This is a genomic window from Collimonas sp. GW821-FHT07E08 (assembly GCF_059418905.1).
Map to the genome: position 1 here is coordinate 16,447 of NZ_JBWKQR010000016.1, position 19,460 is coordinate 35,906.

Consider the following 19,460-nt stretch of genomic DNA (forward strand, 5'->3'; position numbering starts at 1 on the left):
CCTCGGCCGGTTGACGATGCGGGCGTTCAATGTCAATAAGTGACGGTGACGGTCACTGTATCGGTATAGGTTCCGGCTGGCTTGTTCTGGCTTGCCGGCACCCGCCCATACGCTGTGTAATGGCGGACGGTCGGCGTGACCAGGATCAGATAGTTGTCGCTTACCGTCTGGGTGCTTGCGGTGCCGTCCCCCCAGACTATCGTCCGCCCTGTGTCGGTGAACATGTTGTAGTTGAGGAAATTGGCCCCCGAGGACAGCTTGCGGTTGGCATAGGTGCCGGCCCCGGTGCTGATCGAAATGGTATAGCTGCCAAGCCCGGCCACCACCGCGGAGCAGGTGACCGCAACGTCGCCGGTACTGTCTGCGTCAGTGCTGCCGGGCGACGCATAGGCGGGAAATACGATGCCGGTCGTGGCGACGGTGCAGGTGGCGAGCAGCGCATGCGCGCTGAGAGGCAGCGCCAGCAGCCAGGCGGCAGCCAGCCATTTCAGAGCAGGTTTCATTTCGCCTCCTGAGCGCAGACATAAGGCCCCAGCAGCGGGAAGGCGCCGGCCTGCGGCGATGCATCGATCCTGAAGCGGCAGCGTATGCCGGAGCCGTTGTCGCGCACCACGACCTCGGCCGGGTAGTCGATCGACTCCACGAAGACTTGCCCGCGCAAGGCAACTTCTGCTGCCGACGGGCTCCGATTGACATACACCCGGGTGCCGGTGGCCAGCGCCTTGTTGTTCTCGTCGACCAGGACCAAGGTCGCGCTGCGGTTCTGCTGCGCGCTGAATTTCAGCAGGCTGCCGGTGCGGTAGCCGGGCGTGACCGATTTATGCGCCAGGTCCAGCGTCATCGACAGCGGCAGCCCGGCATCGTCCAGCGAGACCGTGTTGGACTCGTAGGGAACCAGGCGCGGAACGAAGCCGACGCCGTATTTGTCGGTCTGGCCGACCTTGATATTGTTGGCGTAGATATCGATAGGCTGCGCGACCGGCACTTCCACCATGGCGAAACTTTGGTCCAGCCAGCGCGTAGCGCGGACATGGCCGCCGAGCAGGGCGATGCCGCCGCGCGCTTCCAGCTGCAGGTTGTTTTGTCCGTCCACGTGATTGGCGTTGAGCATGTATTCGCCGCTGGTGCCGATGTAGTTGGCGCCGATGTCTTCGCCGCCGTTGTCGAACAAGGCCTTGCGCGCGCGATAGCCCCAGCCGCCTTCCTGCGGCGCGGTTTGCTGGTACTCGGTGCTGAAGTATTTGCTGCCTTGCTGGCCGCTGGCCACCACCTGCAGGAAACTCTGGTGTTCCAGCGGCAAGACCCAGACCAGGTTGGCGGACAGCTGGCGATCCTGCGTCAGCGATTTCAGCAAGCCGATGCTGATGCTGCCGTTCTGGCGCAAGTTGAAATTAAGGCCGGCATTGATTGCGCGCACATTGTCCTGGCCACGGTTGGCCTGGCTCAGGTAGCCGATCGCCGCATTGGCGCGTTCTCCCAGCGAGACATTGGCTTGCGCCTGGATTTGTTGCGCCGGCGCCAGGATGTCGTCGGGCAGGCCCAGCTGCCAGAAGCGCGGGCCGGCCGTCTGCGCGCGCAGGGTCAGGGCATAGCGGCTGCCCTGGCGGTCGAACTGCAGGTATTGCTGGGTATCGTTGCCGCGCTCCGAATTGCTGGCAGCCAGGCCGCCGCTCAGCAAACCGATATCGCTGACGGCGACGGCGGCGCCGAAAGCCAGCGACTGGCGGCCGCGCATGATCTCGCCGTGGCCCTCGACGGTGCTGCTGTCGCTGACGCCGTAACGCACGGTGGCGGAGCTGAACGCCCGGCCGTAGTCGCTGTCCTTGCTGCCGAAATTGTTGCGCAGCGCGCCGGCTTCGTAAGAGACATCCTTGCTGCCTTGCCGCAGCAGCTGGGCGCTGGTGATGTAGCCCTGGGTGTAGACCTGCTGGCGCCCCAGCACATCGTGCACCACCATCTGCACATTGCCCTGGCCGGCATACACGGGCAGGTTGTTGATGGTGAACGGGCCGGTGTCGACCGGCTGTTTCAGGCGCAGGATGTTATCCACGTAGATGTCGACCACGGACGGCGCCGCCGCGGTGCCGCTGAACGCCGGCAGCGGTATCGCCTGGTAGCCCGGGATGGTCGAGAATTTGGTGCGCCACTGAAGGCCTCCGAAATATACCTGGCGCGACAGGGCGCTGCCGCCGGTGACGCTGTCGCCGACCACCATGGTCGCCTGCTGCTGCGGGAAATCCCGCGTGTACTGGCTGTCGAGCCGAAACAGCGAACGCTGGCCAGTCATGTCCTGGCCGACGAAACGGCTGGTGTAGATCCCGCCGCCGCTGAATATGCCGACCTCCGCCAGGCCCGAAAGATTGGCCTGGTTCTGGCCCTTGGCGTAGTTGACATCATAGTTCAGGAAAGCGCCGGTTTCCGCGGCCTGCAGCAGCAAGGGCTGGTGAGCGCCAAGGTTGAATGCCGAATCGATGAACGCGCTTGGCGGCGCATGGATGTTCAGCGTCTGCGTGCCGGCCTCGATTTCGGCACGCACGCCAGGCAATGCCGCCAACGGATAATAGCGCTGCTGGTGGCTGCTGATGGCGGCGACGTCCGGCAAGCGCAGGCGAGCGTCGGTCAATAGCTGTGCCGGCACGATAATGCCGTCGGCCGCGGTACGCACGATCAGCGTTGCGTCCGTCAATTTCCTGTCATTGACGGTCACCGCCAATATGAATTCCTGTTCTGTCACTGACTTGTCTGCTGCCGCCAGAGCCGGGATGTGACAAGCGATCAGGCTAGCGGCTAGATACTTGGTCAGCCTCCAGCATGAGATGTTCTTCAAGCTCGCCCTTGTCTGTTTGAATTTGCAGCCGGACCGGTCCGGCGTGGATCTTCCCGTTCGCCAAAGACCATTGCTTGTGCTGGCCCGGCAATACGTAGGCAGGTGTGCCGATTTGCAGGCCGTCCTTGCCATCGCCGTTGCTGATCTGGACGCGGATGATCTTGGCATGGACATTGCCGTCGTTAGCGGCCACCAGCAGCAGGCCGTTGTTGCCGCGCTTTAATTGCCAGGAGATTTTTTCCAGTTTCTTTTGCGGCGCGATAAACACCGGAATGCTGACCCTCAGCAAAGTCTTCAAGCCCGGCGCCTGCGGCCCGCTGGGCGGCACTTCATCGATCAGCAGCCGGTAGCTCTTTTCGGTTGCCGAACTGACCGGTTGGCGCACGCCGAAGCGCAAGTACTGGATTTGCCCAGGCTCCAACGCAAAGATCGGCGGGTTCAGCAGCAAAGCGTCGGTATCCGCCAGCACTTCCTGGCGGCCATCGCTGCTCCAGTCGACGGCGCCGACCTGTATCCGCACCGGCTCATTGCCGGTGTTCTTGATTTGCAGCACGCCGGAGGCGCGTTCCACGCTCAGGTCGAAACCGATCGGATTGACGTTAAACGAGGCTGCGTTTATATCTTGTGCACAAACCAGGCACAAGACAAAAGCAACAGCCGGCCATTGCTTTAGCATGGGCATCATCGGCTGCCTTAAAAGGTGACGGTAGCAACTACGGTATCTATGTAAGTCGCTGCTTTGACCGATTGGCCGGACGGCACCCGGGCGTAAATGGTGATTGGCGTGGCGCTGCCGGTAGCGGTGACTGCCGCAGGCGCGGTGGCTGCCGTGTTGCCCCAGGTGACAGTGCGGCCGGAGTCAGAGAACAAACTGTAGTTGAGGAAGACCGGAGTGCCGCCGCCGCTGCTCAGGCGACGCAGCGGTACGGCGTCAGTCGAGCCGGTGTTGGCGTTTGCGCCTTGTCCCAGGGTAATCACGGGAGAAGCGCCGATGGTGCAGGTGGTGGTGACGCTGGCTGTCACGTCCTGGTTGGTGGTGGCGTTGGCGACGATAGGGTCGTAAGTCGTCGTGAAACCAAGGGTGGAGATACTGCAATTATTGCTGATGGTGACCGTATTGGTCATGGTAGCAGTGGCGGTGGCCGCCGAGGCGCCGCTACAGACAGTTGTCGATGCGATAATCAAAATACCGTTCCGGACAAGCCTTTTCATGACAAATCTCCCGATTGACATCTTATTGTGTTGCGAAAGCCCAGGCAGTCGACTGGACATTCATTCAATACGGCATCCTCGCTCTCAATATTTTCCTTTGGGAAATATTTTCTTTTGTTCATATTGGCGTCATGGGAGAAGTACGTCAAGACATTTTGTTTTTTGTGAAAAACATCAATATTCATCAGGTTTTTTTGGAAGAGGTATTGCTGTCAACAAATGTATTTTTGTTTCTTGTCTTATTGTTGCTTTTTAAATGCAACAATAATATGATGATGGCATCGCAATCGATCTTCAGCAGGAAAGATAACCATGCAATTCACCAAATTCACCGACTTCGGCTTGCGCGTCCTGATGTACCTGGCAGCGACGCCGGAACAAGGCGTGATTACCGTCGGCGAGCTGGCGAATTATTTTGACGTGCCGAAGAACCACCTGAACAAGGTGGTCAACCGCCTGGTCAAGCTGGGCTGGATCAGCGCTACGCCGGGCCGCAACGGCGGACTGCGGCTGGCGCAAGCGCCGGCAAGCCTGCAGCTGGGCGATATTCTCAGCGCGCTGGAAGGAGACGGCGGCCTGGTCGATTGCGACAAGCCGCCTTGCGTCTTGCGCGGCAGCTGCCACCTGAAACGGGTGCTGGATATCGGCCAGCAGGAATTTTATGCCGGCATGAACCGGCACAACCTGGCGGAGCTGGTCATGCCGCCGACTTCAAACACGATTGCACGCATGCAGTTCCAGCCGATGCCGGTGCACTGATGCGATAACCGCGCGCCTGCCAAGGCAGGGCGCATTTTTTTTGGATTAATTGTAGTATTTTAAATGTAACAATATGAGTGTTTATATGATTTCCGCCATTTCCCGTCCTTATATCGCTGCTTCCGTTCCCGTCTTGCGCGAGCACGGCGTCGCCATCAGCCGTTGCTTCTACCAGCGCCTGTTTGCCGCTCATCCCGAGCTCAAGAATATGTTCAACATGCCTAACCAGCAGGCCGGCACGCAGCAGCAGGCGCTAGCAGCCGCCATTTTCGCCTACGCCGCCAACATCGATAATCCCGAAGCGCTGGCGCCGGTGATCAGCCGTATCGTGCAAAAGCATGTAAGCCTGGGGATAAGCGAAGCGCACTATCCGATCGTCGGCAAACACTTGCTGGATGCGATTGCAGAAATCCTTGGCGCGGCGGCCACGCCGGAACTGCTGGCGGCCTGGGCCGAAGCCTATGGCTTGCTGGCTGCGGCCCTGGTTTCGGAAGAGCGCAAGCAGTACCAGGCACATGGCATCGCGCCTGGCGAATATCTCTCGGTCACCGTGGCCCGCAAACAAAAGGAGAGCGACAGTGTGACCTCTTTTTATCTGCGCGCCACCGACGGCAGCGTGCTGCCGGCCTTCCAGCCAGGCCAGTACATCAGCGTCGCGGTGGATATCGAACAGCTAGCCCTGCGCCAGTTGCGCCAGTACAGCTTGTCCGATGCGCCGGACCGTGGCCACTGGCGCATCAGCGTCAAGCGCGAGACGGAGAACATCGCTGCAGACGGTCCTTATCCGGCCGGCCTGGTGTCGAACCTGCTGCACGATGCATGCCATGAGGGCGATGTACTGCAGGTCAGCCCGCCATGCGGCGATTTTGTCCTGGCGCAAGAAGACCGCAGGCCGCTGGTGCTGATCAGCGCCGGCGTCGGCGTCACGCCGATGATGAGCATGCTGCACGGCAGCCTGCAGCAGAGTCCGCAGCGGCCGGTGAATTTCCTGTATGCGGCGCTGAACGGGCGCCATCATCCGCTCAAGGGCGAATTGAACAGCTTGCGCCGACGCCATGGCCAGATACGTTCGCACATCGCCTACGAAAAACCGGGTGCCGACGATCTGCCGCAAAAGGATTACCAGCAGCAGGGTTATCTGCAGCTGGCGCAACTGCCGGACGCCTTGCTGCCGCATGACGGTTCCTACTTCTTGTGCGGACCAGCGCCATTCATGCAGGTCCAGCGTGAAGCCTTGCTGGTGCGCGGCGTGGCCGCGCACCAGATCCGGCAGGAAGTGTTCGGCCCGTCGCTGCTGCAGCACTTGCAATAGGCAATGCGGCGCCAGCCGATGATGACGCACCGTGTTTCGATGTGGTAATGTTTCACTCCTAAAAATTCATTACTGATAAGGAAGACGATGCGAATTCATTGGCTTTTTGCGGCGCTGCTGGTTCCAGGGATGGCGATGGCAGCGGAGGGGATGTGGACGTTGGACAATTTGCCGAAGGCGAAGATGCAGGCCGAATACGGATTCACCCCGAGCGAGGGCTGGATCAAGCGCACCATGCTGGGTTCGGCACGGATTGCCGGCGGCTGCTCGGCATCCTTTGTCTCGAAAGACGGGCTGGTGATGACCAATCACCATTGCGCGTCCGAATGCCTGGAGCAATTATCGACAGCGAAAAAGAACCTGATCAAGGATGGCTTCCTGGCCAAGGGCCGCGAGCAGGAACTGAGCTGCCCGGAAATCGAATTGAACCGGCTGGAGCAAATCACTGACGTCACGGCCGAAGTCAAGAATGCCACCGCGGGCCTGGACGGCGCGGCATTCAAGAATGCGCAAAATGCGATCAAGGCCAAGCTGACTTCAGCCTGTGTCGGCAACGACAAGGAAACCGTGCGCTGCGACGTCGTCGACCTGTATCACGGCGGCCTGTACCAGGTTTACAAATACCACCGCTTCCAGGATACGCGCCTGGTGTGGGCGCCGGAAAAAGCTGCGGCTTTCTTCGGCGGCGACCCGGATAACTTCAACTTCCCGCGCTATGACCTCGACATCACCCTGCTGCGCGCCTACGAAGGCGGCAAGCCGGCCAAGATCGAGAACTATTTCCCGTTCAGCAAAAGCGGCGCGCAAGAAGGCGAGATGGTATTCGTGACCGGCCAGCCAGGTTCGACGCAACGCCAGCTGACAGTGTCGCAGCTGACTACCTTGCGTGACCTGACGCTGGTCAACAACCTGATCCGGCTGGCGGAAATGCGCGGCGTGCTGGAACAATACAGCAAGAACAGTCCGGAAGCGGCGCGTAACGCCGAGCAGACCTTGTTCGGCGTGGAGAATGCCTACAAGGCGTTTCGCGGACGCCTGAGCGCCTTGCAGGATCCTGCGCTGATGAAGCAGAAGCAGGATGAGGAAACAGCCTTGCGCCAGTTCGTGGCCACGCAGCCGGCGCTGCAAGCCAAGGTCGGCGGCGCCTGGGACGCCATAGCGGCGGCGCAGCAAGCGTATCGCCAGATCGAAGCGCCTTACGGCCTGATCGAAGGCGGCCGCGGTTTCTCCAGCAAGTACTCCGGTTATGCGCGGGCCCTGGTGCGCGGCGCGGAAGAGCGCGCCAAGCCGAACGGCGAGCGCTTGCCGGAATATGCCGACGCCAAGCTGCCGGAGCTGGAACAAGAGCTGTTTTCCAGCGCCCCGGTATATCCGGAATACGAAAAGGTGATGCTGTCGCTTTCGCTCACCAAGCTGCGCGAGATGCTCGGCACCGACGATCCGTTTGTCAAGCAGGTGCTCGGCAAGCAGTCGCCTGAACAGCTCAGCGCCGCCTTGATCGACCACACCAGGCTGGGCGACCCGGCGGTGCGCAAGGCGCTGTGGCAGGGCGGCAAGGAAGCGATCCTGAAATCCGACGATCCGTTCATCAAGCAGGAACTGGCGCTCGATCCGGCTGCGCGCGCCATCCGCGCACGCTACGAAAAAGAAGTCGATTCCGTGCAGCAGAAGAATTCCGAGCTGATCGCGCAGGCGCGTTTTGCCCAGCAAGGCACCAGCGCTTATCCGGACGCCACCTTCACCCTGCGCCTGTCATATGGCGAAGTCAAAGGATGGCAGGAAGGCGACAAGAAGATCCCGCCGTTCACCACGATCGGCGGCGCCTTCGAGCGCGACACCGGCGCCGACCCATTCGCCTTGCCGGCTTCATGGCACGCCGCCAAGGGCAAGCTGAACCTGGCCCAACGCTACAACCTTGCCACCACCAACGACATCATCGGCGGCAATTCCGGCAGCCCGATGATCAATCGCAACGGTGAAATCGTCGGCCTGATTTTCGATGGCAACATCCACTCGCTGGGCGGCGCATTCTGGTTCGATCCGCGCGACAACCGCGCGATCGCCGTACATAGCGGCGCCATCCTGGAAACGCTGGGCAAGGTCTATGGCGGCGCCGACCTGGTCAAGGAAATCCAGGCGCATTGAAATCGCGCTGGCCTGGCGGAACTGCGCCAGGAGCGGTGAGTTTGTATCTATAATGAATCCCTCGCCGGCGGCGACGCCGAGAGGGATTTTGCATTACATCTGTCTTACATCTGTCCGGCGGCGATGCCGGCCGCGTGATCGTCATGGAAGGAGAATGATTTTGGAAATGCTTAGCCTGGGGCTGCTGCTCTTTATCGGCATCCATCTGATTCCCGTTGTCCCGCCCCTGAAAGCGCAGCTGGTCGGCGTCTTCGGTGAAAACCGCTACAAAGGCCTGTTCGCCTTGCTGGCCGCGCTGGGGCTGGTCCTGGTCGTGGCCGGATACGCCAGGGCGCCGGCCGGGCCGCAACTGTTCGCATCTTCTGTCGGCGCGATCCATGCCGCACCGTTGGCGATGGCCGTCAGTTTCATCCTGTTTGCCGCGGCCAACATGAAAAGCCATATCCGGGCCTGGGTCAAGCACCCGATGCTGCTCGGCCTGGCGATCTGGGCCCTGGTGCATTTGCTGGCGAACGGGCATGCCAAAGCCACGCTGCTGTTTTCCGCGTTCCTGGCTTACGCCGTGGTCGATCTGTTTTCCGTGATCCGCCGCCAGAGCTACAAGCCGTTTACACCGGCGCTGAAATTCGACGTGATTGCCTGTATCGCAGGCTTGCTGCTGGCTTTGCTGGTGATGACGTTCCATCGCCAGCTGATGGGCGTGGCGGTGGTTCCCTGGGGAGCATGACGGCGTATCAGGCCGGCCAGCGCTCTTGCAGCAGCTGGTTCAGCACCAGCCTGGCTTCCGGGATCAGTTCGCTGGCGCTCAAGCCGATTGGCCCGATGCCTTGCGCTACCAGCTGATCGGCGGCGCGGCCGTGCAGCCACACGGCCGCCAGCGCCGCTTCCCATTGCGGCCAGCCTTGCGCCAGCAAAGCGCCGCAAATGCCCGACAAGACGTCGCCGCTGCCGGCGGTGGCCAGGGCGGGATTGCCGGTCGAGTTGACCACCACTGCGCCATCGGCGCGGGCGATGACGCTGCCGGCGCCTTTCAGCACGACTACCGCATTGAAGCGGCTTGCCAGGGTGCGGGCGGCGGCGATACGGTCGGCCTGGACGTCGCTGGTGCTGACGCCCAGCAGGCGCGCGGCTTCCAGCGGATGCGGGGTCATCAGCACGGCGTGCTGGCGTTGCGCTGCCTGGGTTTGCAGTTGCGGCTGGCGCGCCAGCAGGTTCAAGGCGTCGGCATCCAGCACCAGCCAGCTGAGCGCATCGAGCGCACGGCCGAGCAAGGCCAGCGCGGTATCGGCCATACCGAGGCCGGGGCCGACCACCAGCACTGCCGATGAGAAATCGAGGTCGGCAGCGAGACGGCACATGAGCTCCGGCTGTGCGCTGTCGTAGGCCGGCGGGTTTTCAGGGTAGCCGACAAACACCCGTCCGGCGCCGCACTTGGCGGCGGCGCGCGCCGCCAGGATCGGCGCGCCGGCCATTCCCGCGGCGCCGCCTATCACGGCGACATCGCCAAAGCTGCCTTTGTGCGAATTGCGCCGGCGCGGCCGCAGGTATTCGCTGAACAGGCTCGGCTGGCTCAGCCACATGTGCGGCGCAGGGAAATGGCTGTCCGCAATGTCCAGCGCCGCTACTTCGACCTGGCCAGCGTAATCGGGGCCGTCGCCGGTGTGCAGGCCGGCTTTGTCGGCGATGAACGTGACGGTGTGGCTGGCCTTGACAGCGATGCCGGCCGTGCCGCCCACCACGGTGCCGGTATCGGCATCCAGGCCGCTCGGCACGTCCAGCGCCAGCACCGGACAGGCCATGGCGTTGACGGCCCGCACCAGGCTGCGCCAGTCGCCGTCCAGCGCCCGGCTCAGGCCGATGCCGAACAGGCCGTCGATCACCAGCGACCATGGGTTGCTGTCGATCTCGGCAAACTGCTCCGGCGGCATCAGGTGCACGCCGTGCCGCTGGGCGCGGACCAGCGCCTGGGAGGCGTCAGCCGGCAGTTGCGACGGCGCGGCTTTGAGCAGCACCACCACTTCGGCGCCGGCCTTGGACAGGACGGCGCCAGCTTCCAGGGCGTCGCCGCCGTTGTTGCCGGGGCCTGCCAGGACCAGGATCGCGGATGCGTGGGGCGGGCCCGCGAGCATGCGCAAGGCTGCTTGCGCCGCCGCCTGGCCGGCGCGTTGCATCAGGCTGTACGGCGGCAGCGCGCGCAAGGCGGACTGTTCGATTTTGCGGATGTCGGCGACGGGATAGATGGCGCTCATGGTGTGTTGTCCGTTAGCAGGAGCCAGGGCTGCCTGGAGCTTCCAGCATATAGCAAAAGAAACGCCGCCTTCGGCGGACCGTTTTGTCAGCGATAGCGCGCGACTGTCAATCCATCCAGGTCAACCTCGGGCGCCAGGCCGCTGATCTGGTCGGCCAGCACCTTGGCGGCGCCTAGCGCCATGCTCCAGCCCGAACCGCCGTGCCCGATATTGACAAACACGTTGCTGGCGCCGGTGTGGCCGATGAGCGGCACCTCGTCAGCCAGCATCGGCGTATGGCCGCACCAGAAACTGGCGCTGTTGAAATTGGCGGCATCGGGGAACCAGTCCTGCGCCACTTTCAGCAGCGTACGCATGGCCTTGTCGTCGAACGACATGTCCTGGGCGCCGAACTCGGCAATCCCTGCCAGCCGGATGCGGTCGCCGATGCGCGCCATGGTGACCTGGTAACTGCCGTCCAGCACTGCCGTCTGCGGCGCGACTTCGTAATTCTTTACGGTAGCGGTGGCGGTGTAAGTCTTGATCGCGTGCAGCGGCAGGCGCAGGCCCAGCGGCTTCAGCAGCTCCGCGCTGGCGCCGCCGGCGGCGCACACCACGGCATCGGCCAGCAGCACGTTGCCGTCGATATGTAAAGCGACTTGCGCGCCTTGCGGCGCGACGGCGGAGACTTTGCTGTCGAAATGAAACTGCACGCCCAGTCCTTGCAGGATGGCTTTCAGCTGCTTGGTAAACAGGGTGCAATTGCCGGCGCCGAGATCGGGGAAATACAAGCCGCCGGCCAGCTTGCCGGCGCTGGCCAGGGCCGGCTCCTGCAGCCGCACGGCAGCCTCGTCGAGCAGCTGGTGCGCTACGCCGCACTCAGCCAGCAGCTCGCGGGCGGGAGCCAGCGCCGCCAGTTCGGCTTCACTGCGGAACAGGCGCAGCAAGCCCGGGCTCTGTTCAAAGTCGAGCTGGAAATGCTGTTGTATCTGCTCCAGCAGATCCTGGCTGTAGGAAGCCAGTCTTTGCATCTGGCGGGCGTGGGAGCGAAACCGCTGGATCTCCGATTCCGCCATCCAGCGCCGCATCCAGCGCCACAGCGCAGGGCTGAAGCGGGCGTTGAGCACGTTCGGCGCTTCCTGGTTGAACATGCCGGAGAGGATCTTGCGGCGCATGCCCGGCACTGCCCACGGTAGCGCGGCGCCGGCCGACAAGATGCCGGAATTGCCCAGCGTCGACTGCTCCGCGACGTTGCCGCGTTGTTCGACTACGGCAACCTGGTGCCCGGCTTCGGCCAGAAAATAAGCGCTGCAGACTCCCATCACGCCGCCGCCGATAACCACGATTTGTTTCTGTGTCTGCTGCTGTATCACTATTGTTCTCAAGGGGTTCTGCGCGGCACGACGCGTTGCAGCCGACCAGAATCATACCTTGAATTACTTGATGATAGGACAGCAGAATGCACAATTACCTCGTCGCCGGCGGTTTGGTTAACTCAGGCGGGGGCGGGGCATGGCGCCCCAAGTTTGTTCGAATGTGCACTTGAGCCAGGGGCTGCCCAATGTTGCTACAACTCAAATGCGCCGGCGTCATATGCCTTGCTGTAGGTCTGCCAATCCTTGCGTACTTGCGCCGCGCAATCCTGGGCTGCATCCAGCAACTGCTTTTTCCATTTCTTGCCTTCTCCGAAAGCGATCAGTTCATCGGCAATCGCCGATCCCTGGCGGCCGGAGCTGCGCAATTGCGCCCAGGCGACAATATTGCCCATGACCGTCATGACTTGCTGGATTTCGGCCAGCGTATGGCGCGGCTGCTTGAGCGCGACCCGGTCTTCGCTGGGTTGCAGCCCGCGCAGCACGTAAGCAGTCTTGCCCAGCATGACCGGCTGCAGGAACGCCATCGACACCGCTTGGCAGCGCCGCTGCAGCGACACCACGCGCTGCGCCTGGTTCTTCCATTTGGGTTGGGCCACCTTCAGGTAAGGCGCCAGCGACGACGGCAGCGCCTGCTTCAAATCAAGCAGGTAGTTGCCGTCCGGCGAACCCTTGCCCTGCACCAGGATGGTGTAGCGGTCGACGCCCAGGCTGCCGGTGCCGGCGATGCGGCGCGCCACATCCAGTACCTTGTAGAAATCCGGATTGGGCTGTTCGGCGGCGAAGCGCTTCATGAATGCAGTGACTTTGGCGCGTTGCTTGTCGGAGGCCGGCAGCGCTTTCTTGCCATCCGTGTTCAGTACGCGCAGCTTGCCTTTGCGTACCGTGCGGGCATTCAGGTAATCGGCGCGCTGCCGGCCGCGCAAGCTGTTCAGCAAGTCGCCGACCATGCCTTGCGCGGTATCGCGCTCGACCCAGCGCGGTTTGCCCAGCGTCAGGGCGGCGCCGTAGGCGTCGATGAAGCTGCGGCACAGGATCCGGCTATCGACGGCGCCGTTGGGTGCGGCATCGGCGGCAATCAGTACGCTGGTCAGCAGCCGCACCAGTTCCCAGCTGAGCGGCGCCAGCGCGGCCTCGTCGAAATCGTTGAGGTCGAAGTAAGCCAGGCGGTTGTCGCCCTTGTAGCTGCCGAAATTTTCCAGGTGCAGGTCGCCGCAGATCCAGGCCAGCGGCGCAGAGCGCATCACGCCGCTTTGCGGCAGGCGTTCATAGAACAGGTGGCAGGTCCCGCGCAGGAAAGTGAAGGGATCGTTGCGGATATTCTTGTATTTCAGCTGCAGCCGCTGCGGATCGCGGCCTGCGTTGTATTCCTGGATGCGCTTTACTACATTCACCATGGCATGCCTCTTGAGGATGGGATCGGTTGCTTTGGAGCAGTGCCAATCTTACTGCATCATCTTGACAAAATGCTGACAACGACGATGCGGCTTCCTCAAGGGCTGTCCTTGTTTACCAGACCCGGTACACGCGCCCGGTCTGTGCGCCTTCGACGCTGCGGCTGTATGCCTGGGCCACGCGGCTTGCCGGGGCCGGCTCGAAACCATAGAAGAACGGGCCGTAGACAGGCAGCGATTCTTCCAGCACTGTCGGATTGACGACATTGATGCGGATGCCGCGCTTGAGTTCGATCGCGGCGGCGCGCACAAAACCGTCCAGCGCCGCATTGACCGTGCTGGCGTTGACGCCTTGCAGGATAGGCTCGTCGCTCAGAATGCCGCTGGTGAGCGTGATCGAACCGCCGTCGTTCAGGTGGTGCTGCGCCACCAGCGCCAGGTTGATCTGGCCCATCAGCTTGTCGCGCAGGCCGATCTCGAATTTCTCGGGCGTCAGCTCTTGCAGCGGGCCGAAATGCAGTTTGCCGGCGGTAGAGACGATCGCATCGATCTTGCCGATCTGCGCGAACAAGCCTTCGACGCTGCGGATGTCGGTGATGTCGACCTGGAACTGGCCGCTGCTGTTGCCGACCTGGATGATTTCATGGCGGCCGGCCAGTTGTTTGACGACTGCCTTGCCGATGGTGCCTGTAGCGCCGATAACCGCGATTTTCATGGTGTGCTCCGTAAAAAATAAGTAAAGGAGATAGATCCGGCCTTCATTATGATTACTTCTTTATGGTGGATAAACAGCGTAATATTCCTATTACTTGAAACCAATAGTGCGTAATTAGACTTATGGACAGACTGACCAGCATGCAGATTTTCGTCCGCGTGGTTGAAAAAGGCGGGTTTTCGGCGGCAGCGGAAGAAGCGCGGATTTCACCCACCATGGTGGGCAAGCACGTGCGCCAGCTGGAGGAGCAGCTCGGCGTGCGCCTGTTGAACCGCACCACGCGCCGTCAAAGCCTGACTGAAATCGGCCAGTTGTACTTTGAGCGCTGCAAGCAGGCCTTGCTGGAAATCGAGGCGGCCGACGCTTCGGTCAAGCAGATGCAGCTGCTGCCGCGCGGTGTGCTGCGGGTGACAGCGCCGGCCACTTTCGGCGGCCAGATGCTGGCCGCCGTGGTGCGCGCCTACCTGGAGCGTTATCCGGATGTCGAGCTCGACCTGTCACTGAACGACCGCGTGGTCGACCTGGTGGAAGAGGGTTTCGAGGTAGCGATCCGGATCGGCGCGCTGCCCGATTCGACCCTGGTCGCGCGGCCCTTGCAGCCATACCGGGCGCTGGTTTGCGCGGCGCCGGAATACCTCGCTCGCTGCGGCACGCCGCAGACTCCGCAGCAATTGCGCGATCACAATTGCATGAGCTTCGTGCACGGCAACCATTACAACCGCTGGCGCTTTTCCAAGGATGGCGTAGAGCAGGAGGTGGAAGTGCACGGCAATTTCCGCGCCAACAACGGTTTGGCGCTACGCACCGCCGCCCTCAACGGCATCGGCATCATCATGCAGCCGGAAGCCTTGCTGTGCGGGGAAATTGCCGCGGGGCGGCTGCGGCGCCTGCTGGCCGGCTATGAACTGGAGCACCGCGCCATGCACATCGTGGTCGCTTCGAACCGCAAGATGACGCCTAAGCTGACGTCGTTCATCGAATTCGTGGTCGAACATTTCGGCCGGGACGCCGGATCGTTCACGGCGCCGGATTAAAGGACCGTTAGGGCATAAGTTGAACATTTGTGCTGGCCGTAGCCGGCGCGTCGTCTGCCTTGCTTCGCATCCAGCTACGACCGCCCAAATATCCAACTTATGCCCTAACGGCCCCTAGCGCGGCAAACTGCGCGCGCAAGAATGCCAGCAGGGCGCGCAGCGACGGCGACATGCTGCTGCGATGCGGATACACCATGCTGAGCGGGGTTTCTTCGCCGGTGAACTGTTCCAGGATGATTTCCAGGCGGCCGTCGGCCACATCCTGCCGTACGTCCAGCCAGGACTTGTAGGCGATGCCTACGCCTGCGACGGCCCAGGTCCTGGCGATGGCGGCGTCGTCGGTCATGCGGTCGCCGCGCACCTTGACGTCGACTGCGGTCTTGCCGGTGTAGAAGCGCCAGTTGTTGAACAAGCCGTGCTGCAGGTAGTACAGCAGGCAATTATGGCTGGCCAGGTCCTTCGGCACGCTGGGCCGGCCATGCTTTGCCAGGTAGGAGGGCGCCGCCACCGCCACCCGGCGGCTGGGCGCGAGGATCTGCGACACCAGGGTCGAGTCGTCCAGCGGGCCGTAGCGAAAAGCCACATCCACCGGATCGCGGAACAGGTCCACCACGCGGTCGGAAAATTGCAGCGACAGGGTGACCTGCGGATGGTTTTCCTGGAAGGCGTCCAGCCAGGGCAGCAGCACATTGCGCCCGACATCGGACGGCATCGACAGCCGCAAATGGCCGCTGACCGGGCCGCCGGCAGTGAGCAGGGCCTGGCCTTCCTGCAGCAGCGCCAGCGCCTGCCGGCTGTACTCCAGGAACAGGGTCCCTTCCGGCGTCAGCCGCATGCTGCGCGTCGAGCGCACGAACAGCCTGGTGTTGAGCTGCAGCTCCAGCCGCTTCAGGCTGGCGCTGGCGGTGGCCGGCAGCAGGTCGAGCTGGCGCGCCGCGTTCGACAGGCTGCCGAGATCGGCGGTGTAAATGAAAAGCTGGAGGTCGGTGGTCGAATACATTATCAAATATGGATTGAAAGTGAATCAAATCTAAGGCGGTTTATAAAATAATTCAACATTATCATAATGGCTGTCATTCGATCGGATTGATCGTGAATCTGTGTTTATCTTCAGGAGCCCGCAAATGAAAGCCATCGCCTTAACCCGATACCTGCCCATCGAGAACCCCGAATCGCTGGTCGACGTCCAGCTCGACAAGCCGTCGCCGCAAGGCCGCGACATCCTGGTCGAGGTCAAGGCCATCGGCGTCAACCCGGTCGACGTCAAAGTGCGGGCGCCCAAGGCCACTATCGAAAAAGCGCCGCGCGTGCTGGGCTGGGATGCCGCCGGCGTGGTGCAGGCGGTCGGACCCGAGGTCAGCGGTTTCAAGGCTGGCGACAGGGTGTTTTATGCGGGCGACATCACCCGCCCTGGCAGCAACAGCGAATTCCAGCTGGTCGACGAGCGCATCGTCGGCCATATGCCGCAATCGCTGTCATTCGAGCAGGCCGCCGCCTTGCCGCTGACCACGATCACTGCCTGGGAAGCATTGTTCGAGCGCCTGCATGTGCCGCCTGCAGCGACGGCGTCGGCCAAATCGATCCTGATCATCGGCGGCGCCGGCGGCGTCGGTTCGATTGCGATCCAGCTGGCGGTCAAGGTCGCCGGCTTGAAGGTGATCGCCACGGCATCGCGGCCTGAGTCGGAAAAATGGGTGCGCGAGCTGGGCGCGCAGCATGTCATCAACCATTTCGGCGACCTGCCGGCGCAGCTCAAGCAGGAAGGCTTCGACAACGTCGACTATGTGCTGATCCTGAACGACACCGACCGCCATTTCCCGGCAGCGGCAGCAGCGGTAGCGCCGCAGGGGATGATCTGCACCATCGTCGAAAACGCTGCGCCGCTCGACGTCAGCCTGCTGAAAGCCAAGAGCGCCGGTTTCATCTGGGAATTCATGTTCACCCGCTCGATGTTCCAGACCGCCGACATGCAGCAGCAAGGCAATCTGCTGGACCAGGTGGCGCGCCTGATCGACAACCAGGTGATTGTCACCACCGTGAACCAGGTTTTGTCGCCGATTAATGCGGCCAACCTGCGCCAGGCCCATGCCACGCTGGAAGGCGGGCGTGTGATCGGCAAGATCGTGCTCAAGGATTTTTCTTGAGCGCGAGGTTCCTCCAGATCGACAGCAGGTTTTCCGTGAACGAGGATGCAAGCACACGATTGCCGTGGCCGCTGAGATGGTTTGAATCGAAATAGAGCGGTTTGCCGCGATCGTAGGCCGAGCAGGTAAGGCCGGGGCAGAGCAGCGGCAACGGGTCCCAGACGGTCAGGCCGGGATGTTCCCGTTGCAGCAAGTCCAGGAGTTTCATCTGCGGGGCACGCAGGCGTTCGAGCTGGGCGCGTTCCATCGTCAGGCCGGGCGCGCAGACAGGATTCATCTTGTTGAACCAGTCCGAGCAGCGGTTGGGCGGCGCCTTGAACAAGGGTTTGGGTGCGTCGATCAGGACCTGCACTTGTGCCGCTTCTAGCCGCGCGAGGATGGCTGCAGCGGAGGTTCGGGCGCCTTCGTTCATCGAAGGTGTCAGCTCGGCCAGCGCTTCATTGACGACTACATCCTCACCGCGTTGCCACTCGCGGCCGGCCAGTTCAGGCATCCTGAGAGAGGCAAGGAAGACGATGTCGCCTGGTTTGGCCCTGGCCTCAATATCTTTCAGGTCAGCTTCCCGGGGCTGGGCGCACTTGGCCGGATCGGGGCCGACCAGCGTGACGACGCCGCAACCGCCCTGTTCGTATTCGACCACCTTGATGCCGAGTTTCAGGGATACGATCTTCAACATGGTGCGATAGGCGGCGGTATGCGAGTCGCCGATGACAAACAGCTGGCGCCCCGCCACCTGTGGATCATCGATCTTGCTGATTTCCTCCCGAGGAAAATGCCTGTACGCATACCAGGTGTAGGTGTCGCGTGTCTGGCTGAGCGACAGGTGGTCAGGGTTGTCCGAGATCCACAGCGCGGTCCATGAGAACAGGCCGAGCGCCATGAAGCTTGACGCGAAAGCGACCCACGCGCGGCGCTGCAAAAGCGACTTGCCGTTGCGGATCGGCGTCTCGATCCAGTGATAGGAGGCAGCGGCGAGCGCAACGACGATCACGGGATAGAGGAGCTGGACGGCGAGGTGCTCCAGGCCCGTTGTCCAGCGCAAGAACACGGCGACCGGCCAATGCCAGAGATAGAGCGAATAGGACAATCGGCCGATATAGGTCGCCAAGGGCGATTGCAGCAGGCGCTGCAGCAGAGGGACGGGGCCTTCGGCCTGCAATGCCACCGCCGCGATCATCAGCATCGAACCCGACACCGTTGCCAGCGCCCAAGGGAAAGGAAATTGATTGCGCCCGGCGAAAAGAAACCCGGCCATGACGAGCGCAAGACCGGCCGGCAGCAGGACCTGCGCGAGCCACCGGGACTGCGGTGAAAAGCGCCTTGCGCCAATGATTTGGAAGAGCATGGCGCCTGCCGCCAATTCCCAGAACCGGCTTGGCAGCAGGTAAAAGGCTGAGAGCGGTTCGGTACGTGTCTGGAAGGCGCTGATCGCCAGCGAGGCCAGGGCCAGGAGCGGCAGGACGGCCCACGCCATCGTGGTCTGTTTCCTATATCGAAGCCACACGAAATAAATCGCGGGGAAGATGACATAGAACTGCTCCTCCACGCCCAGCGACCAGGTATGCAGGTAGGGGTTGAGCTCGGCGCTCGGTGAAAAATAGGTGTCCGTGTTCCAGGCCAGCACGAAATTGCTGAATCCAAAGAAGGCCGCAAGCCCCGTGCGATTCATTAATTCGCTAAGCCAGAATTGCGGCATGAACATCGCCGATGCCAGGAAGCTGATAAACAGGACAACCAGGAGGGCAGGCAGGATGCGCAGGAAGCGCCTGCGATAAAAATCCTTCAGATAATCGACAAAACCCAAGTCGCCCCGCTGGAAACGTTCAGAAAGCGATTGGCTGATCACGTAACCGGATATCACGAAAAACATGTCGACCCCGGTGAATCCGCCAGGAAGAATGCCGAGGATGTCGACGTGGAAGACGATGACGGAAAGGACGGCGATGGCGCGCAAGCCGTCGATTGCAGGAACGTAAGCAGGTGAGCGGTGATGCATCGTCCGGAATCCCATGTGATTCTATTGTCATTAGCAAAAGATTATCAGAAAATTAATGTGGATGGGAAACCTGCTTTCCTCATGCCTGATTTTTAGCGTTTCCGCTTATTGCGCTTGTTCGATGATTTTCTTTCGGTGTTTATGAAGTAATTTTCAATTAAAACAAAGGGTTATGGGTTTGGTGCAGGTTTTGTCGCCTTCGGGCCTGACTTCCTTCCCTCGGGCCGCCTTGCCTTTTGCACGGTGCGGCAAGGCGATTTTGTCATCAGTTCAAGGGGCGGCGGACGAGGCAGCACTGTATAATGGCGGCTTCTGATTTAA

General features: G+C 61.7%; 16 protein-coding genes. 6 read left to right on the forward strand and 10 right to left on the reverse strand.

Annotated elements, in window-relative coordinates; genetic code table 11:
* Positions 1-32 precede the first annotated feature (32 nt).
* The 4 genes from AC07RZ_RS19490 to AC07RZ_RS19505 are packed head-to-tail and all read right to left on the reverse strand — an operon-like array spanning position 33 to position 3,952.
* Positions 33-503 carry a spore coat protein U domain-containing protein gene (locus AC07RZ_RS19490; protein ID WP_494669192.1) on the reverse strand — a complete coding sequence of 157 codons (471 nt, stop codon included), beginning with the start codon at positions 501-503 and terminating at the stop codon, positions 33-35.
* Positions 500-2,734 carry a fimbria/pilus outer membrane usher protein gene (locus AC07RZ_RS19495; protein WP_494669193.1) on the reverse strand — a complete coding sequence of 745 codons (2,235 nt, stop codon included), beginning with the start codon at positions 2,732-2,734 and terminating at the stop codon, positions 500-502. Before AC07RZ_RS19495 ends, AC07RZ_RS19490 begins: the two co-directional genes overlap by 4 nt.
* A 46-nt stretch (positions 2,735-2,780) precedes the next feature.
* Entirely contained in the window at positions 2,781-3,503 is a 723-nt protein-coding gene (locus AC07RZ_RS19500; protein WP_494669194.1) for a fimbrial biogenesis chaperone, read from the reverse strand.
* A gap of 17 nt (positions 3,504-3,520) precedes the next feature.
* Positions 3,521-3,952 carry a spore coat protein U domain-containing protein gene (locus tag AC07RZ_RS19505; protein ID WP_494669195.1) on the reverse strand — a complete coding sequence of 144 codons (432 nt, stop codon included), beginning with the start codon at positions 3,950-3,952 and terminating at the stop codon, positions 3,521-3,523.
* Positions 3,953-4,351: 399 nt separating this feature from the next.
* Between AC07RZ_RS19505 and AC07RZ_RS19510 the strand changes: the two genes are divergently transcribed.
* The 4 genes from AC07RZ_RS19510 (at position 4,352) to AC07RZ_RS19525 (ending at position 8,982) form a co-directional block, all read left to right on the forward strand.
* The gene (locus AC07RZ_RS19510; RefSeq protein WP_494669196.1) at positions 4,352-4,798 is read left to right on the forward strand and encodes an RrF2 family transcriptional regulator; all 447 of its coding nucleotides are present in this window, start codon (positions 4,352-4,354) and stop codon (positions 4,796-4,798) included.
* An 85-nt stretch (positions 4,799-4,883) separates the two neighbouring features.
* Positions 4,884-6,110, forward strand: coding sequence for an NO-inducible flavohemoprotein (gene hmpA, locus AC07RZ_RS19515; RefSeq protein ID WP_494669197.1), 1,227 nt, complete (start codon positions 4,884-4,886; stop codon positions 6,108-6,110).
* 150 nt (positions 6,111-6,260) lie between these two features.
* Positions 6,261-8,255 (forward strand): S46 family peptidase, encoded by a 1,995-nt coding sequence (locus AC07RZ_RS19520; RefSeq protein ID WP_494669198.1) that lies wholly within the window; start codon positions 6,261-6,263, stop codon positions 8,253-8,255.
* Between the two features lie 166 nt (positions 8,256-8,421).
* Entirely contained in the window at positions 8,422-8,982 is a 561-nt protein-coding gene (locus AC07RZ_RS19525; RefSeq protein ID WP_494669266.1) for an NnrU family protein, read from the forward strand.
* A gap of 7 nt (positions 8,983-8,989) precedes the next feature.
* Here AC07RZ_RS19525 and AC07RZ_RS19530 read toward each other — a convergent pair whose 3' ends face one another.
* From AC07RZ_RS19530 to AC07RZ_RS19545, 4 genes are all read right to left on the reverse strand, one after another.
* Positions 8,990-10,504, reverse strand: coding sequence for an NAD(P)H-hydrate dehydratase (locus tag AC07RZ_RS19530; protein ID WP_494669199.1), 1,515 nt, complete (start codon positions 10,502-10,504; stop codon positions 8,990-8,992).
* Positions 10,505-10,590: 86 nt separating this feature from the next.
* A complete protein-coding gene (locus tag AC07RZ_RS19535) occupies positions 10,591-11,868 on the reverse strand; it encodes a D-amino acid dehydrogenase (RefSeq protein ID WP_494669200.1) in 1,278 nt (425 codons plus the stop codon).
* 182 nt (positions 11,869-12,050) lie between these two features.
* Positions 12,051-13,253, reverse strand: coding sequence for a DUF2252 domain-containing protein (locus tag AC07RZ_RS19540; protein ID WP_494669201.1), 1,203 nt, complete (start codon positions 13,251-13,253; stop codon positions 12,051-12,053).
* Positions 13,254-13,365: 112 nt separating this feature from the next.
* On the reverse strand, positions 13,366-13,965 hold the full coding sequence (locus AC07RZ_RS19545) for a short chain dehydrogenase (RefSeq protein ID WP_144736697.1): 600 nt from the start codon (positions 13,963-13,965) through the stop codon (positions 13,366-13,368).
* Positions 13,966-14,087: 122 nt separating this feature from the next.
* Here AC07RZ_RS19545 and AC07RZ_RS19550 point away from each other — a divergent pair, with 122 nt between their 5' ends.
* Entirely contained in the window at positions 14,088-14,999 is a 912-nt protein-coding gene (locus AC07RZ_RS19550; RefSeq protein ID WP_144736695.1) for a LysR family transcriptional regulator, read from the forward strand.
* A 97-nt stretch (positions 15,000-15,096) separates the two neighbouring features.
* On the opposite strand, the gene AC07RZ_RS19555 is transcribed toward AC07RZ_RS19550, so the two are convergent.
* Positions 15,097-15,999 (reverse strand): LysR family transcriptional regulator, encoded by a 903-nt coding sequence (locus tag AC07RZ_RS19555; protein WP_494669202.1) that lies wholly within the window; start codon positions 15,997-15,999, stop codon positions 15,097-15,099.
* A gap of 124 nt (positions 16,000-16,123) precedes the next feature.
* Between AC07RZ_RS19555 and AC07RZ_RS19560 the strand changes: the two genes are divergently transcribed.
* Entirely contained in the window at positions 16,124-17,143 is a 1,020-nt protein-coding gene (locus AC07RZ_RS19560; RefSeq protein ID WP_494669203.1) for a zinc-binding alcohol dehydrogenase family protein, read from the forward strand.
* Here AC07RZ_RS19560 and AC07RZ_RS19565 read toward each other — a convergent pair.
* Entirely contained in the window at positions 17,127-19,139 is a 2,013-nt protein-coding gene (locus tag AC07RZ_RS19565; protein WP_494669204.1) for an acyltransferase family protein, read from the reverse strand. The two genes, AC07RZ_RS19560 and AC07RZ_RS19565, sit on opposite strands and share 17 nt — an antisense overlap.
* Between the last annotated feature and the right edge of the window lie 321 nt (positions 19,140-19,460).

Excerpts from the sequence above, each read along its gene's own strand:
- AC07RZ_RS19500 (WP_494669194.1), bottom strand. The coding sequence starts at position 3,503 with ATGCTAAAGCAATGGCCGGCTGTTGCTTTTGTCTTGTGCCTGGTTTGT.
- AC07RZ_RS19540 (WP_494669201.1), bottom strand. The coding sequence starts at position 13,253 with ATGGTGAATGTAGTAAAGCGCATCCAGGAATACAACGCAGGCCGCGAT.
- AC07RZ_RS19510 (WP_494669196.1), top strand. The coding sequence starts at position 4,352 with ATGCAATTCACCAAATTCACCGACTTCGGCTTGCGCGTCCTGATGTAC.
- AC07RZ_RS19550 (WP_144736695.1), top strand. The coding sequence starts at position 14,088 with ATGGACAGACTGACCAGCATGCAGATTTTCGTCCGCGTGGTTGAAAAA.
- AC07RZ_RS19525 (WP_494669266.1), top strand. The coding sequence starts at position 8,422 with ATGCTTAGCCTGGGGCTGCTGCTCTTTATCGGCATCCATCTGATTCCC.
- AC07RZ_RS19565 (WP_494669204.1), bottom strand. The coding sequence starts at position 19,139 with ATGCATCACCGCTCACCTGCTTACGTTCCTGCAATCGACGGCTTGCGC.
- AC07RZ_RS19490 (WP_494669192.1), bottom strand. The coding sequence starts at position 503 with ATGAAACCTGCTCTGAAATGGCTGGCTGCCGCCTGGCTGCTGGCGCTG.
- AC07RZ_RS19530 (WP_494669199.1), bottom strand. The coding sequence starts at position 10,504 with ATGAGCGCCATCTATCCCGTCGCCGACATCCGCAAAATCGAACAGTCC.
- AC07RZ_RS19555 (WP_494669202.1), bottom strand. The coding sequence starts at position 15,999 with ATGTATTCGACCACCGACCTCCAGCTTTTCATTTACACCGCCGATCTC.
- hmpA (WP_494669197.1), top strand. The coding sequence starts at position 4,884 with ATGATTTCCGCCATTTCCCGTCCTTATATCGCTGCTTCCGTTCCCGTC.
- AC07RZ_RS19505 (WP_494669195.1), bottom strand. The coding sequence starts at position 3,952 with ATGACCAATACGGTCACCATCAGCAATAATTGCAGTATCTCCACCCTT.
- AC07RZ_RS19560 (WP_494669203.1), top strand. The coding sequence starts at position 16,124 with ATGAAAGCCATCGCCTTAACCCGATACCTGCCCATCGAGAACCCCGAA.
- AC07RZ_RS19520 (WP_494669198.1), top strand. The coding sequence starts at position 6,261 with ATGTGGACGTTGGACAATTTGCCGAAGGCGAAGATGCAGGCCGAATAC.
- AC07RZ_RS19545 (WP_144736697.1), bottom strand. The coding sequence starts at position 13,965 with ATGAAAATCGCGGTTATCGGCGCTACAGGCACCATCGGCAAGGCAGTC.